The sequence below is a fragment of the Rhizobium sp. UBA1881 genome (assembly GCF_002338015.1).
Classification (GTDB): domain Bacteria; phylum Pseudomonadota; class Alphaproteobacteria; order Rhizobiales; family Rhizobiaceae; genus Rhizobium.
This window is the reverse complement of sequence record NZ_DDHH01000019.1, coordinates 1-15,342: the sequence shown is the minus strand read 5'-3', so window position 1 is coordinate 15,342 and position 15,342 is coordinate 1. Positions and strand designations below refer to the sequence as shown.

Sequence of the window (15,342 nt, the reverse complement as noted above, 5' to 3'; positions counted from 1 at the left end):
TGCCGTGCGGAATGGCGATGCCATTGCCGACGCCGGTGGAACCAAGCCGCTCGCGCTGCAGGACAACGTCAAAGATCTCGCGCTCGGACAGCCCGGTGACTTTCGACGCCTTGGCCGACAATTCCTGCAGGAGCTGTTTCTTGGAGTTGACCCTGAGAGCGGGAATGATCGCATTCTGCTGCAGCAAATCTGCCAAAGCCATTTCTTTTTCCTTTTGTGCCAAGCCGGGGGAGCGGCAGATGCCTGCCGCTCCGCTCCGTTTTCTCAGCTCTTGATGTTGGCTGCGTCTATCCAGCCAATGTTGCCGTCGTGCCGACGGTAAACGATGTTCAACTGTTCGTTACCCGGGCTGCGGAAGAGCAGCAGGGGCTCGTCCGTCATGTCGAGCGCCATCACGGCGGTCGCGACGGACATGGTCTTCATCTGCTTGGTGCTTTCGGCAACGATCGCTGGTGCGAAATCATCGGCGATCTCGTCGTCATGATCCGGCATGCCATCCATGACGGTGTAGGCGACTTCTGCAAAACCATTCAGATGATTTCCGGCATGGTGATCCTTGAGCTTGCGCTTGTAACGGCGAAGTCGCTTCTCGATACGCTCGGAAGCGGCGTCGAATGCCAACTGCGGATCCATTGCCTCGCCGGCCGCGTGCAAAATCACGCCACTGTCGAGATGAACCTTGCAATCGGCGGCGAAACGGGCGTTGGCCTTTTGTACGATCACTTGACCAGAATACCCTCCGTCGAAGTATTTCGTGACGGCCACGGCAATTTGGTCCTCTATCCGCTGACGGAACGAGTCACCAATTTCCATATGTTTACCGGATACACGCACACTCATGGAGTTTCCCTTCTTATGTGGTTTGCGAGTACCAGTTTACGCCAAGCCTGACTCTCATCCAAGCACTTCGCGCAATCTCAAGCAAGATCGGCCGAAGTTCTCGGCAGTGGGCGCCCTTAGGATTGATGGGGATAACCTCAGACACCATTCACAGCGTCAATTTGGCGCGGCTTCTAGCCAGAAGTTACCAAAAAGTCAACACACGCCCTGTTTTCTCGCGGGGGCGGGACGCGTCGGCCGCAACAGACCGAACTCCTCAGAAGCCCGCGACCTTCGCGAGCGCCCGCTTTTCCCGCCGGCGCTGGACGGAAGAAGCGATATTCATGGCTTCACGATACTTCGCGACCGTTCTGCGGGCAAGCTCCACCCCACTCCCCTTTAGGATGTCCACGATATCATCATCTGAGAGTACGGCGTCGGGGCTTTCCTGCGCTATAAGTGCGCGGATCTTGTGACGGACAGCTTCCGCCGAGTGGCTATCGCCACCTTCCACCGCGCTGATCGACACCGTGAAAAAGTATTTGAGCTCGAACAGGCCGCGTGGCGTCAGCATGTACTTGTTCGACGTTACCCGGCTGACGGTCGATTCATGCATCTTGATGGCGTCGGCCACGGTCTTCAGGTTGAGCGGGCGCAGATGGTCGACGCCGTGGAGCAGGAAGGCATCCTGCTGACGGACGATTTCGGTCGCCACCTTCATGATCGTCTTGGCGCGCTGATCGAGGCTGCGCGTCAGCCAGTTGGCGGTCTGCAGGCACTCCGACAGGAAAGCGTGGTCATCCCCGGTCTTGTTGACCTTGGCGAAATAGGCCTGGTTGACGAGCACGCGCGGCAGCGTATCCGGGTTAAGCTCCACCAGCCAGCTGCCGTCGGCGCTGGGACGAACCACGACGTCGGGCATGATCGCCTCCGACACCGCCGTCTCGAAGCCGCTGCCCGGCTTGGGGTTGAGCTGGCGGATCTCGCTCAGCATGTCGAGCAAATCTTCTTCATCGACACCGCAAAGCCGCTTCAGCGTCGCGAAGTCGCGACGGGCGAGCAATTCGAGATTGCCGACGAAGGCCTGCATGGCCGGATCGAGGCGATCCTTCTGGCGCAGCTGGATCGCCAGGCATTCGGACAGATTGCGGGCGAAGACGCCGGGCGGATCGAGCGTCTGCAGCGCTGCCAGAACCCGCTCCACATCCGCAGCACCAGCACCCAGCCGTTCGGCCGCTTCCGCGAGATCGGCGTGGAGGTAGCCTGCCTCGTCGAGCTGGTCGGCGAGATATTGGCCGATCAGCTGGTCGGCCATATCGGGAAGGACGAAAGGCATCTGCTGGGCGAGATGATCGCGCAGCGAGACCTGCCCTGCAACGAAATCGTCGAGGTCGTAGCCATCGGCACCGCCCTCGCCGCCACCCGGCATCGATTTCCATTGGCTGATCAGTTCGGGAGCGTCGGCGCGCTGCGGCACGCCGTCGTCGGGGAAGACGTTGGCATAGTTGGCGTCGAGTTCGTCGCTCATTCTGGTTGCGCCGGCGCCATCGGCACGATCGGACCAGTCGCCGGACATTACTTCCGAGCGGCTGTCGTAATCTTCGTCGAAGCTTTGCTCTTCGGTCTGGCGGGAATGGCCATCGTCGTCATCGCCGGCGCGATCGCTGCCTGTTTCGGCGTCATTTGACGGAAACTCAAGCAGCGGGTTCTTTTCGACTTCCTGAGCGATAAACTGATTGAGCTCGAAGTGCGTCATCTGAAGCAGCTGGATGGACTGCATCAGCTGTGGTGTCATCACCAGCGATTGGCTTTGGCGCAGGTATAAATTGGCCGAAAGTGCCATGATGGACGCAAAACTCCCGCTCGGTTCCTCCGGGAAACAGTGTCCTATAACGGGGCCAAGACGACTGATATCCAAGTTGGCCCAAAAATTGCTTTTTTATTCTATTTGGTCAAGCGGAAGTATGCGGGAAGGTGAATTTCCGCTGCTGGAGACCCTGTGATTCAATGGGCGATCTATCAGAGGCTGAAGTTGTCGCCGAGATAGAGCCTGCGAACTTCCGCATTGTTAACAATGTCGTTGGCCCGGCCATGCGTCAATACTTCGCCCGCATGGATGATATAGGCACGGTCGATCAGTCCGAGCGTCTCGCGCACATTGTGGTCGGTGATCAAGACACCGATGCCACGCGCCGTCAGGTGGTGTACGAGGTTCTGGATGTCGGAGACCGAGATCGGATCGACGCCCGCGAAGGGTTCGTCGAGCAGCATGAAGGTCGGGTCGGTCGCCAATGCGCGGGCGATTTCCAGGCGGCGGCGTTCACCACCGGACAGGGAGACGGCGGCGCTTTTGCGCAGCTTGCGAATGTGGAACTCGTCGAGCAGCTCGTCGAGCTTCTTCTCGCGCGCCGCCTTGTCCTTCACATGCACTTCGAGAACGGCGCGGATATTCTCCTCGACCGTCAGCCCGCGAAAGATCGAGGCTTCCTGCGGCAGATAGCCGACGCCGAGGCGCGAGCGGCGATACATCGGCATCGACGTCACGTCGTTGCCGTCGATCTCGATCGTGCCTTCATCGACAGGGACCAGGCCCGTGATCATGTAGAAACAGGTCGTCTTGCCGGCGCCGTTCGGGCCGAGCAGGCCGACGGCCTCGCCACGACGCACGACCAGCGACACGCCGTTGACGACGCGGCGGGTGCTGTACGTCTTCGTCAGACCGCGCGCGATCAGGGTGCCCTGATAGCGGCTCTTGTCAACGGCGCCATCTGCGGCGGCCTGTTGCCCGGTCTTGCCGAACATATTCGATAGCGAGAATAATTTCACGTGGCAGCCGGGGTCAGTTCTTTTTCTGGGATTGCGGATCGAGCTGAATCTGGACGCGGCCCCCGCAGCTATCCAACTGTGCCTGACCCGTTTCCATGTGCACCGTCAGCTGGCAACCGGTGAAGACGTTGCCACCGTCGGTCAGAACGACCTTGTCGCCCTTCAGGATGAAGAGCTGCTTTGCCATGTCGAACGAGCCGTTATCGGCGGTCGCGGTCTGCGTGCCAGAGGTGAGGTACACCTTGTTCGTCACGATGATGTGGTCGATGTCGGTGTTGCCCGACGACATCGAGGATGTCGGCGTCGACGGGGTTTCAGACGCCTTCGTCGCGGGCGCGCTGCCATCGGCTGCGGCCTTCGCCTTGTAGAAGACGGTCATGTGGCCGGCCTGCAGCGTGGTCGTTCCCTGAACGACCTTCACGTTGCCGGTGAAATCGGCGGTGTGTTCCTGATCGTGGATCTCGAGCTTGTCGCTTTCGATCTGGATCGGCTGATCCTTATTGAGCTTCAGTCCGCTCATCTGGCTGGTCGTCGCCTGCGCCATCGCGGCTCCGGCCAACAGCAAGAGTGCAAGCGCACCGTTCGTGAATACTGCGCCCGCCTTGCGGGTAGAAATGCGACAATCTTTTGCCATGGTGACCCGGGTTAAGTGCCCTGTTTGCGGATAGCGGTGGGGTTCACATTCATTCGAACGTTCCCCTCGAATGTGATCGTCCGTCCCTTATCTGTCATCTTGAGCGAGCGCGCAACAACCGATGCGCCATCTTTTTTGATGTCGACAGGGTCGCTGGTTGTAAGCTTTCCGCCTTTCACATCGACCTGCGCGGTCTGGAATTTGGCGGTCAGGCCGTCGCTCATGTTGATGACGAAGGGAGACGTGATGTTCAGATTGTCGGTGGCGCGATCATAATCGGCGGTCGTCGCCTCGACGCGGGCGACCACATCGTCCTTGACCGGAACCACTGCCTTGACCGTTTCGAGCGAGATCAGGTTCGGGTTCTTGATGTCCTGCAGCGCCCGTTCGGCGAGCATCGAATAGTTGATACCGGAAGCGTTACGACCGGCAATCGCCGGCTTCAGCATCACGACCTTGCCGTTTTCGATCCTGGCGCCTTCGATCTTGATGTTCTCGGGCAGGTAGGTGCGGATGACCGAGACGCCGATAAAGGCGAGCGACACGACCACGGCGGCGACCGGCAGCAGAACCTTCAGCCGGCGAACGCGGGCGGAGTGAAACCGCGCGGCGCCATAGGCACTTTGCGCGGGCTTCGCATAGGCAGCCTGTCCGCCATTATCCAAGGTGTTGAGCATTCATTCGGTCCGTGTCGATGATAGGACGGCGTCTATAGGGAGCGCTTTCGCCCGATCACAGTTCATTTCGCATTATTACACTGACTTGCCAATATGGATTTTTTTCTGCAACAAGCAAGAAAACCGCAAAACCAATCGACACAGCGCTTACGCATATCTATGCACTCTACGTAAGAAGAGTTGCGTCAGACTTGCCGACCGGAGGAATAAATGGACAGCTCCATGATCGCAGATCGCCGCAGGCTGCGCCGCAAGGTCGGCTTCTGGCGCGTGGTGGCGGTACTGCTTCTTCTCGCGCTTGCGTTGGCTATTTACGGCTTTCTGTTCGCCGACAATGCAAACCGACGCCCGCATGTCGCGCATGTGACGATCTCCGGCCTGATCACCGACGACAGCGAATTGCTCGAGCGGCTTGCCAAGATCAAGGACGAAGATGCGGTGAAGGCGCTGGTTGTTTCCATTTCCTCGCCTGGCGGAACGACCTATGGCGGCGAGCGGATCTTCAAGGCGATCCGGGCGATCGCCGCCAAGAAGCCCGTGGTCTCCGATGTCCGCACGCTTGCCGCATCGGCCGGCTACATGATCGCGACCGCAGGTGACACGATCATCGCCGGCGACAGCTCGATCACCGGCTCGATCGGCGTCATCTTCCAGTATCCGCAGGTCAAGCCGCTGCTCGACAAGATCGGCGTCTCCCTGGAGGAGATCAAATCCTCGCCGCTGAAGGCGGAGCCCTCCCCCTTCCATCCGGCCAGCGACGAGGCCAAGGCGATGATCAACAACATGATCGTCGACAGCTATGCCTGGTTCGTCGACCTTGTGGCCGATCGCCGCAAGCTGCCGCGCGAGGATGTGCTGAAGCTCGCCGACGGCACCATCTTTACCGGGCGCCAGGCGCTGAAGATGAAGCTCATCGACCAGCTCGGCGGCGACGACGAAATCCGTGCCTATCTGGCCACCAAGAACGTCAGCAAGGACCTGCCCGAGATCGATTGGAACAAGAAGAGCAGCACGCCGTTCCTGCTTGCAGGTGCTGCCTCGCAGATCCTCACGCTTCTCGGTTACGGCGATCTCGCCAGAAGCCAGGACCTTGCGGGAATTCTGCCGCAGAAGTTGCTTCTTGACGGGCTCGTTTCAGTTTGGCAGGTTGGCCATGATTGATAAGAAATCAATAATTTAAGGGGGCCACCGTGATCAAGTCCGAGCTGGTGCAGATAGTTGCGGCTCGCAACCCGCATCTTTACCATCGCGATGTGGAAAATATCGTGAACGCGGTTCTCGACGAGATCACCGATGCGCTGGCGGCGGGCAACCGCGTCGAGCTGCGCGGTTTCGGCGCCTTTTCGGTCAAGAACCGTCCCTCCCGCTCGGGCCGCAACCCGCGCACCGGCGACACGGTGTTCGTCGAGGAGAAGTGGGTCCCCTTCTTCAAGACCGGCAAGGAGCTGCGCGAGCGGCTGAACCCGGGACAGGCCGATCAGGACGACTGATCGCCGGCCGTAGGTCCGGCTGCGGCGAAACCGCACTTGAACTTCACGAGGTCTTTTCTATCCTGTGGCTGAAAGAACGCGCCGCTCATCCATGAGCGTGCGTGAGCATATGGAGGCCTGCGATGGCGAAGAAGATTATCAACCTCCTGATCTTGCTGCCGCTCGGCATCATCCTGATCATTTTTTGCGTGGCCAACCGTCAGAGCGTGACGCTGGCGTTCAATCCGTTCCGGCCGGAGGATCAGGTGCTGTCGCTCTCCGCGCCGTTCTTCGTCTTCCTCTTCATCGCGCTGATCATCGGCATGTTCGCCGGCTCGGCGGTGACCTGGATGAACCAGGGCAAGCATCGCAAGCGCGCCCGCAGCGAGGCCAAGGAAGCCGTGCGCTGGCAGAGTGAAGCCGACCGCCACAAGGCACGCTCGGAAGAAATCGCCGGACAGTTGCCGTCGCGGTGATGGTGCCTTTCGTCGATATCCTCGATGGCGAGCCGGATGATCACGACACGGACCGTCTCCTAGAGATCCTGCTCGAATACAATGCACCATGGACAGCGCATATCGCTGAGAAGCCTCACCTCGCTATTCTCCTTCGCAAGGAAGAGAAAGGAGAGGTGATCGGTGGGCTCTACGCTCGTGATGAGTACAATTGGCTATTCATCAAATACCTGGTGGTGCCGCAAGAATTCCGCGGCATGGGGCTGGGGTCGCAATTGATGCGCCACGCTGAGGCCATCGCACGCGAACGCGGTTATCTCGGCTTGTTTCTCGATACCTTCGAATTTCAGGCAAGACCGTTTTACGAGAAGCTCGGTTTCGAGGTCTTTGGAAGCCTTGAGGGTGATCACGAGACGCCTGCCAGGTTCTTCCTGAAGAAGCGACTTGCAGCCACCTGAGCGCGCCGGAAACAACACCTCCGCAAGACATATTTCGGCTTGCCAAGCCCTTGCACCGCGCCATCTGTCTTCATAGCTATGTCCAAAGAACCCGCTGCGCCCTTCTCCCAAAGCAGTTTCACTGCCTCAGCGCGTCGCTTCATGAGGATGAAACCATGAACACAGATCAGATCCTGAAATCGGTCGTCGCCGTCCGCGGCATCATTCCCGATGATGCCTTTACCGCCGATACGCTCGGTACCCGGCGCGAGGGAAGCGGCGTGGTCATCAAGGACAGCGGCCTGGTGCTGACGATCGGCTATCTGATCACCGAGGCCGAGGAAGTGTGGCTCACCGCCCATGACGGACGGGTCGTGGCGGCGCATCCGCTTGGCTACGACCAGGAAACCGGCTTTGGCCTGCTTCAGGCGCTTGGCCCCCTCAACCTGCCGGCGCTGGAATTCGGCGACGCCACCTTGGCCGAGCTTGGGCAATCGGTGACGCTGATCGACGGGATCGGCGAGTTCGTGGATGCCAAGATCGTCGCCAAGCAGGAATTCGCCGGTTACTGGGAATATCTGCTCGACGAAGCGATCTTCACCACGCCCGCGCACCCCTCCTGGGGCGGCGCGGCATTGGTCGATGGCGACGGCAAGCTCATCGGCATCGGTTCGCTACGACTGCAAATGAGCCAGGGTGGCGAGGTGGCCGACATCAACATGATCGTGCCTATCAATCTTTTGACACCGATCCTCGACGACCTGACCACGCGCGGGCAGGTCAACAAGCCGGCACGCCCCTGGCTCGGCGCGTTTTCGGCCGAAAGCAACGGCGACGTGATCGTGATGAGCGTCGCGGAGGGTAGCCCCGCGGATCAGGCCGGCTTGAAACGGGGCGACGTCATTTCGGAAATCCGCGACGGCGAGGTCGATGGGCTGGCCGATTTCTACCGCAAGATCTGGAGCAGCGGCCCCGCCGGCGCCGAGATCCCCATGCGTATCCTCCGAGACGGCCGCGAGGCGTGGCTGCGCGTGCGCTCGGCCGATCGCAACAGCTTCCTGCGCAAGCCGCAGATGCAGTGAGCCGATCAGCGCTCCGGGAAGAAGGTCATCTCTTCGTATTCGCCTTCACGCGATGAGCCCTTGCCTGTGACCACGAAACCCCGGGCGCGATAGAAGGCCTTGGCGTGTTCGTTGCGGTCGAGGCACTTCAGTCGGTAGGTCTTGTCAGGCCAGTAGGGCAGCGCTTTCAGGAGAGCCTGGCCGATGCCGAGGCCGCGATACTGTTTCCTGATGTAGAGCATGTGGATGAAGTCATCGGGCGACCACAGCGTCATGAAGCCCGCGATCTCGCCATCCGGCATTTCGGCAAGCCACAGAAGTTCGCCCTGCGTATGCGCGTGAAAATCCTCATGGCGGAAAACCTGCGGGTCGACCCAGGTGAAGGTGTCGCGACGCACCGCGAGATAGATATCCGCGAGTTCTTCCAGGTCGGCCTTTTCTGGCGATCGGATTGTCCACTGCATGGTTATGGATGTAGCCGAGACGGCATGGGCTGCCAATTACCTCGTTGGACGGCAGCAGCCTTTTATTCGGCCGCCTTGGCGCTGACCGCCGCATTGAAATCGGAAAAGAACCGCTGCGCGAGCTTCTGGGACGAGGAATCGATCAGCTTGGCGCCAAGCTGGGCGATCTTGCCGCCGACATCGGCGCCGGCGCGATAATGCAGGATGGTTTCGCCGCCGTCGTCCTCCAGCGTCACATCGGCCGATCCCCTGGCGAAGCCGGCGATGCTGCCCTTGCCTTCGGCGGACAGCGTGTAGCTAAAGGGCGCATCGATGTTGGAGACGCGGATTTCGCCGGTAAAGGTCAGCGGCACCATGCCGATCTTGACCCTGATCGTGGCCACTAGTTCGTTCGGACCCGTAAACTCCAGCGACTGGCAGCCGGGGATGCATCCCTTGAGGATATCGGGATCGTTGAGCCCGGCCCACACGGCATCGCGCGGCGCAGTGATCCGCTCTTGTCCGACGAAGTCCATCACAATCCTCCCATTTTCACCTTGTCGAACATATCGCGGCGGGAAAGCGCTTTGCCAAGGTGAAAATGGGATGCTATTTGCACGGGCTCTATCAAATTCAGCACGCGGAACACCACGTTGAGACAAAAAGAACGCCGGCCGGGCCAGAAATCCGGCACCGGCCCCGCCAGTGGACGACGCGGCGACGAGCGCGGCAACAGCCGCCCGCCGAAGCCCGCGAACAGACCCGCAGCGCCGCAACAGGCCGCGCGCGAGCCCGCCTCCATGCCCGCGGCACTGGAACGCCCATTGATGGAGCGCACCGGTGAACGGCCGCCCGAGCGCGTTCCGATCATTCTCGAATCCCTCGGCGCCGGCGATTTTCACCTGATCGACAGCGGCAATGGGGAAAAGCTCGAGCAATACGGCCCCTACCGGATCATTCGTCCGGAAGGACAGGCGCTGTGGAAGCCATCGCTTCCGAAACACGTCTGGGACAAGGTCGATGCCGCCTTTACCGGCGATACCGATGAAGAAGGCACCGGCCGCTGGCGGTTTCCGAAGGAAGCGCTGGGCGAGACCTGGCCGCTCAACCTTCTCGGCGTCGATTTCCTCGGCCGCTTCACCTCGTTTCGCCATGTCGGCGTGTTTCCCGAGCAGATCGTTCACTGGACGTGGATGAAACAGCAGGTCGAAGCCGCCGGCCGGCCGCTGAAGGTGCTGAACCTCTTCGGCTATACCGGCGTTGCCTCGCTGGTGGCGGCTGCCGCCGGCGCCGAGGTCACGCATGTCGATGCCTCCAAGAAGGCGATCGGCTGGGCACGCGAGAACCAGGCGATGAGCGGGCTTGAAAAGGCGCCGATCCGCTGGATCTGCGAAGACGCGATGAAGTTCATCCTGCGCGAGGAGCGCCGCGGCAACACCTACGACATCATTCTGACCGACCCGCCGAAGTTCGGCCGAGGTCCGAATGGCGAAGTCTGGCATCTGTTCGAGCACCTGCCTGTCATGCTCGACATCTGCCGCGAGATCCTGTCGCCGAAGGCTGTCGGCCTTGTGCTGACGGCCTACTCGATCCGCGCCAGCTTCTATTCCATCCACGAGCTGATGCGCGAGACGATGCGCGGGGCCGGCGGCGTGGTCGAATCCGGAGAGCTGGTGATCCGCGAAGCCGGGCTTGACGGCAACACGCCGGGCCGCGCGCTCTCCACGTCCCTCTTTTCCCGCTGGGTGCCGAAATGAGCCACGAACACCGCGACAACGGTCCGCGCAGGGTCGGCCAGGTGAAGGAAGTCACCTCGCTTGCCAATCCCATCATCAAGGACATCAAGGCGCTCAGCGACAAGAAGACCCGCGAGCAGAGCGGCACCTTCATGGCCGAGGGCCTAAAGCTCGTCATCGACGCGATCGAGCTCGGCTGGACCATCCGCACGCTGGTTTATGCCAAGGCCGCGAAGGGCAAGCCGCTGGTCGAGCAGATGGCGGCAAAGACCGTCGCCTCCGGCGGACTGGTGCTCGAAGTCAGCGAGAAGGTTCTCTCCTCGATCACCCGTCGCGACAATCCGCAGATGGTGGTCGGCGTGTTCGAAAACCGCTGGAAGCCGCTGCGCGACATTCGCCCCGCCAAGGGCGAGACGTGGATCGCGCTCGACCGGGTTCGCGATCCCGGCAACCTCGGCACGATCATCCGCACCGCCGACGCGGCCGGCGCGTCCGGCGTCATTCTGGTCGGCGAGACCACGGACCCGTTTTCGCTTGAGACCGTACGGGCAACGATGGGCTCGGTTTTCGCCATGCCGGTGTCGCGCGCGACGCCAGAGGAGTTCATCGCCTGGAAGAAGCAGGCGGGCGTATCGCTGGTCGCCACGCATCTGGCCGGCTCCGTCGACTACCGCACGATCGATTACAAGAGTAAGCCCATCGTCATCCTGATGGGCAACGAGCAGTCCGGCCTGCCGGAGCAGCTTGCGCGGGAGGCCGATGCGCTTGCTCGCATTCCGCAGCAGGGCCTCGCCGACTCGCTCAATCTGGCGGTCGCCAGCGCCGTCATGATGTTCGAGGCACGCCGCCACCTTCTCTCACTCACCGAGGCCAAATGACCGATCAGACGCTAGACCGCCCGACGCTGTTTTCGCGCCCGCTGCCGATCCTGATCTTCGTCGTTCTCGCCGTGGTGCTCGACCAGATCATCAAGATCGTGGTCGATCACACGCTGCCGCTTCAAGAAGCGGTGCACGTCGTCCCGATGCTGGCGTTCTACCGCACCTATAATCTCGGCGTCGCCTTCTCGATGCTCTCAGGCATGGACGGCTGGTTCATCGTCGGCATGCGGTTGATCATCGTGGCTTTCGTGCTCTGGCTCTGGCATCGCACGGGCAAGCAGCGCACCTTCGCCCATCTCGGCTACGCACTGATCATCTCAGGCGCGCTGGGCAATCTCCTCGACCGTTTCCTTTATGGACACGTGATCGATTACATCCTGTTCTATACCGAGACATGGTCGTTCGCGGTTTTCAACTTGGCCGATAGTTTCATCACCATCGGCGCGGGATGCGTGATTTTGGACGAGCTATTGCAACCCAAGACCGCCGATAAGTAAAATCTTAGCGGTTTACTGAAGGCATTTGGAACAGCCGGCGTGCTAATTTGAACCTATGGTCGGACTGGGTCAGTTACACGAGAAGCTTGCCGCCGCCTTCGGCGCGCCTGCCGCTCATCCTCAAGATGAGCAGGCCGCGATCCCGGCTGACATGTCCCCTGCCACTTCCGAACACAGCCCTATCGTCGCCTCCTCCACGCGCAAGCTGATCTCCTACTGGCTCGGCGGCGCAGGCATTCTCTCCGCTATCCTCTTGCTCGCGCTCGGATATATGGGCGGCCTGCTCTGGGTGTCGATCGGCATCGGCGCGCTGGTGCTTGCCGCGATCGTCTGCTTCGCCGTTGTCTCGACCCGCCGCCATCATATCAAGGCCCGCAACGGGGACGACACTGTGCGCGGCGGAAGCGATGCGGCGCTGTTTGCCAGCATCCACGATGCGCTCGGCGACATCACCGTGACCCGGACGATGGATCGGCGGATCGTTGCCGCAAACGACATGTTCCGCCGGCTGACCGGGCGGCTCAACCCGATCGGGCAGACCTGCGAGGAGATCGGCATCGCCTTTCGCCCCGGCACGGAACCGCACCGCTACGATGTCGAGATGTCGACGCCGGAGGGACAGCGCATCTTCTTCTGGCGCGATGTCGTTACCCGCAACCCCTCGGACGGAAAGCTTTTGCTGCACAGCATCGCCCGCGACGTTACGGCCGATCGCATCGCGGCGCAGGAGCGCGAAGAGGCGCGGCAGAAGGCGGAGTTCAACAGCGCCTCGAAATCGCGACTGCTTGCGACCGTCAGCCACGAGCTGCGCACGCCGCTCTCAGGCATTCTCGGCATGACGCATCTTCTGACCGAGACGCGGATGACGCAGGAGCAGGACAATTACCTGACCGGCATCCGCCAGTCCGGCCATGCGCTGACCCAGCTGGTCGAGGATTTGCTCGATTTCTCGACCATCGAGGTCGGGCGCTTCCAGCTGCGCCCACGCTCGGAATCGGTGCGCAAGCTGCTTGAAAGCGTCGTCGAGATGCTCGCACACCGCGCCCACGAGAAGGGCATCGAGATCGGCTCGACGGTATCGTCGGATGTTCCCGAACTCATGAATTTCGACGCGGCGCGCCTGCGCCAGGTCTTGTTCAACGTCATCGGCAATGCGGTGAAATTCACCCAGGTCGGCGGCGTGTTCATTCGCGTGTCGCTACAGGACGGCGAGCTTGCGATCACGGTCACCGACACCGGCCCCGGCATGACGGAAGAAGAGCAGGCGCGTGTCTTCGGCGAATACGAACAGGCGGGCACCATGGTGGAGAAGAGCAACGGCACCGGCCTTGGCCTTGCCATCTCGGCGCGCATCATGCGCGAGTTCGGCGGCGCGCTGACGGTTGCCAGCGAAAAGGGCACCGGCACGGAATTCTGCATCCGCTTCCGCACCGAGGGAGACGAGGAGCCCGCGGCCCGCCGCGACACGCTGCTTTCGGGCAATCTCGTGGTGCTGCTCGCACCGGCCGGTGCCGCGCGCATGGCGATTTCCGAGACCATCCGCACGCTCGGCGGCCAGTGCCACTTCGTCGAGGATGGCGAGACGGCGCGCTGGATCCTGCTCGACATGGCGGCCAACGGAAGGCGTCCGACCGACATCATCGTCGACCACCGCATGTCGGCCGAATTCGCCGCACACTTGGCTGACCGGACGGATATCGCAGCCCTTGGCCTGCGCAAGATCTTCCTGGTCAATCCGGAAGAGCGCAACGCCCATTCGCTCGATCTCTTCGACGCCTGGCTGATCCGGCCGCTGCGCGAACAATCGCTGATCGACGTCTTGCGCGGTCGCATGCGCGGCATGGAAAAGCGCGACGCGCTCAACGACAACCAGCCCGGCTTCAGCCCCGGCATCCCGGAGGCGGGCATCCAGAGCGGGCTGAAGATCGTGCTTGCCGAAGACGATCCGATCAACGCCATGTTGATCCGCGCCATGCTCGAAAAAGCCGGCCACAGCGTGCAGCATGTCGAGCATTTCGAGGCGCTGCTCGACGCGGCGCTGGCGGAAAGAAGCGTGCGGCCGGATATCGTGATCAGCGATCTTTCCATGCCCGGCGGCGACGGGATCGAAATGATTGGCCGGCTACGTGGCCATGAGCGCCGGCTTGAGGTTCCCTCGGTGCCGATCATCGTTTTGACTGCCGACAAACGCGATGAATCGCGTCGTCAAGTCTTGCTGAACGGGGCAAACCGCGTCATGCTGAAACCCATAGACCCCATACGGCTGCTGACGGAAGTTCAGGCTGTCGCCGCGCTTTCGGCACGTCGCGCAGAAGCACTGTAGCTCCACCGCCACCCATGTGTTTCTTGCGTATCTGGGGGTTTAAAATGTCACTTTGCTGTCGCATATAAGTGTTTTATGGCGTCCTAAAGCCGGCAATGAAAGATTCGTCATGTCCGTAGATATCTGCAACCGTGACACCCTCGTCGAGGCTCTCCCCCCTGCGCGGAAGGCCGAACAGATCGAGAGCGACGTGTTCGGCCGGATCGGCAATCTCGAAACACGCCTTGCCCGTACGCCTGGCGAAATCGATGCCGCGCAGTCCGTTCGCTACCGTGTTTTCGTCGACGAGATGAAGGCCGAACTGCCTGCGGAAGCGATGCGCCGCAAGCGGGATTTCGACGCCTACGACGACTTTTGCGACCACCTTCTGGTGCTCGATCGCTCGATCGAGGGCGACAGCGAGGATCAGATCGTCGGCACCTACCGTCTGCTGCGGCAGGACGTGGCGATGGCCAATGGCGGCTTTTACTCGGCTTCCGAATTCGACATCGACACGCTGATCGCGCGCCATCCGGATAAGCGTTTCATGGAGCTCGGCCGCTCCTGCGTGCTGCCGGACTACCGCACCAAGCGCATCGTCGAGCTTCTCTGGCAGGGCAACTGGGCCTATGCGCTGAAGCACGGCATGAGCGCGATGTTCGGCTGCGCCTCCTTCCCCGGCATTCACCCGGAACAGCATGCGCTGGCGCTCTCCTTCCTGCGCCACAACGTCGCGGCCAAGGACGAGTGGGCCGTCGACGCGCTGCCGCATCTCGCCCGCGACATGGACCTGATGCCGGTCGAAGCCGTCAATCCGAAGCGCGCGCTGATGGCCCTGCCGCCGCTGATCAAGGGCTACCTGCGCCTCGGCGCCATGGTCGGCTCCACCGCCGTGGTGGACAAGGCTTTCAACACCACGGATGTGCTGATCGTTCTGCCGATCGCGAGCATTTCGGATCGGTATGTGAATTATTACGGTGCCGATGCCGGGCGGTTTGCCAGCTGATTGCTGATGTAATCCGCCGTCTTAGGCGTTTTGCAGTGTAGCCCCCTCATCCGACCCTTCGGGCCACCTTCTCCCCGCTGGAAGCCGTTGCAAAATACG

General features: G+C 61.3%; 18 protein-coding genes. 10 read left to right on the top strand and 8 right to left on the bottom strand.

Going from position 1 to position 15,342, the window contains the following annotated elements:
• From B3605_RS01875 to lptC, 6 genes are all read right to left on the bottom strand, one after another.
• Positions 1-202 (bottom strand): PTS sugar transporter subunit IIA (locus B3605_RS01875; protein WP_296431886.1); only part of this gene is annotated, 202 nt, incomplete at its 3' end.
• Between the two features lie 62 nt (positions 203-264).
• Positions 265-840, bottom strand: coding sequence for a ribosome hibernation-promoting factor, HPF/YfiA family (gene hpf, locus B3605_RS01870; RefSeq protein ID WP_026282950.1), 576 nt, complete (start codon positions 838-840; stop codon positions 265-267).
• 256 nt (positions 841-1,096) lie between these two features.
• Positions 1,097-2,662, bottom strand: a complete 1,566-nt coding sequence (rpoN, locus tag B3605_RS01865) for an RNA polymerase factor sigma-54 (RefSeq protein WP_112941009.1) — start codon at positions 2,660-2,662, stop codon at positions 1,097-1,099.
• Positions 2,663-2,838: 176 nt separating this feature from the next.
• A complete protein-coding gene (gene lptB / locus B3605_RS01860) occupies positions 2,839-3,621 on the bottom strand; it encodes an LPS export ABC transporter ATP-binding protein (protein WP_047507090.1) in 783 nt (260 codons plus the stop codon).
• A 37-nt stretch (positions 3,622-3,658) separates the two neighbouring features.
• Positions 3,659-4,279: an LptA/OstA family protein gene (locus B3605_RS01855; protein ID WP_112941010.1), complete on the bottom strand. Its 621-nt coding sequence runs from the start codon at positions 4,277-4,279 to the stop codon at positions 3,659-3,661.
• A gap of 11 nt (positions 4,280-4,290) precedes the next feature.
• A complete protein-coding gene (lptC, locus tag B3605_RS01850) occupies positions 4,291-4,956 on the bottom strand; it encodes an LPS export ABC transporter periplasmic protein LptC (protein WP_112941011.1) in 666 nt (221 codons plus the stop codon).
• 210 nt (positions 4,957-5,166) lie between these two features.
• On the opposite strand from lptC, the gene sppA reads away from it, so the two are divergent.
• The 5 genes from sppA (at position 5,167) to B3605_RS01825 (ending at position 8,399) form a co-directional block, all read left to right on the top strand.
• Positions 5,167-6,117, top strand: coding sequence for a signal peptide peptidase SppA (gene sppA / locus B3605_RS01845; protein ID WP_112941012.1), 951 nt, complete (start codon positions 5,167-5,169; stop codon positions 6,115-6,117).
• Between the two features lie 29 nt (positions 6,118-6,146).
• Complete coding sequence (locus B3605_RS01840; RefSeq protein WP_018898213.1) at positions 6,147-6,446, top strand: integration host factor subunit beta; 300 nt, start codon at positions 6,147-6,149, stop codon at positions 6,444-6,446.
• Between the two features lie 122 nt (positions 6,447-6,568).
• Positions 6,569-6,901, top strand: a complete 333-nt coding sequence (locus B3605_RS01835) for a LapA family protein (RefSeq protein WP_112941013.1) — start codon at positions 6,569-6,571, stop codon at positions 6,899-6,901.
• Complete coding sequence (locus B3605_RS01830) at positions 6,901-7,338, top strand: GNAT family N-acetyltransferase (RefSeq protein ID WP_112941014.1); 438 nt, start codon at positions 6,901-6,903, stop codon at positions 7,336-7,338. Before B3605_RS01835 ends, B3605_RS01830 begins: the two co-directional genes overlap by 1 nt.
• A gap of 155 nt (positions 7,339-7,493) precedes the next feature.
• Entirely contained in the window at positions 7,494-8,399 is a 906-nt protein-coding gene (locus B3605_RS01825; protein ID WP_112941015.1) for a S1C family serine protease, read from the top strand.
• Between the two features lie 5 nt (positions 8,400-8,404).
• Here B3605_RS01825 and B3605_RS01820 read toward each other — a convergent pair whose 3' ends face one another.
• Together B3605_RS01820 and B3605_RS01815 are read right to left on the bottom strand one after the other, a co-directional pair.
• The gene (locus B3605_RS01820) at positions 8,405-8,842 is read right to left on the bottom strand and encodes a GNAT family N-acetyltransferase (RefSeq protein WP_112941016.1); all 438 of its coding nucleotides are present in this window, start codon (positions 8,840-8,842) and stop codon (positions 8,405-8,407) included.
• Positions 8,843-8,904: 62 nt separating this feature from the next.
• On the bottom strand, positions 8,905-9,357 hold the full coding sequence (locus B3605_RS01815; protein WP_112941017.1) for an SRPBCC family protein: 453 nt from the start codon (positions 9,355-9,357) through the stop codon (positions 8,905-8,907).
• Between the two features lie 117 nt (positions 9,358-9,474).
• Here B3605_RS01815 and B3605_RS01810 point away from each other — a divergent pair, with 117 nt between their 5' ends.
• The 5 genes from B3605_RS01810 to B3605_RS01790 all read left to right on the top strand — a co-directional run bounded on the left by B3605_RS01810 (position 9,475) and on the right by B3605_RS01790 (position 15,243).
• Positions 9,475-10,578, top strand: a complete 1,104-nt coding sequence (locus B3605_RS01810; RefSeq protein ID WP_112941018.1) for a class I SAM-dependent methyltransferase — start codon at positions 9,475-9,477, stop codon at positions 10,576-10,578.
• On the top strand, positions 10,575-11,435 hold the full coding sequence (locus tag B3605_RS01805; protein WP_047507077.1) for a TrmH family RNA methyltransferase: 861 nt from the start codon (positions 10,575-10,577) through the stop codon (positions 11,433-11,435). The genes B3605_RS01810 and B3605_RS01805 overlap by 4 nt, the downstream gene beginning before the upstream one ends.
• Positions 11,432-11,935, top strand: a complete 504-nt coding sequence (gene lspA / locus B3605_RS01800; protein ID WP_296431871.1) for a signal peptidase II — start codon at positions 11,432-11,434, stop codon at positions 11,933-11,935. Before B3605_RS01805 ends, lspA begins: the two co-directional genes overlap by 4 nt.
• 55 nt (positions 11,936-11,990) lie before the next feature.
• Positions 11,991-14,258: a hybrid sensor histidine kinase/response regulator gene (locus tag B3605_RS01795; protein ID WP_296431869.1), complete on the top strand. Its 2,268-nt coding sequence runs from the start codon at positions 11,991-11,993 to the stop codon at positions 14,256-14,258.
• A gap of 109 nt (positions 14,259-14,367) precedes the next feature.
• Positions 14,368-15,243 (top strand): GNAT family N-acetyltransferase, encoded by an 876-nt coding sequence (locus B3605_RS01790; protein WP_111561582.1) that lies wholly within the window; start codon positions 14,368-14,370, stop codon positions 15,241-15,243.
• Positions 15,244-15,342 lie beyond the last annotated feature (99 nt).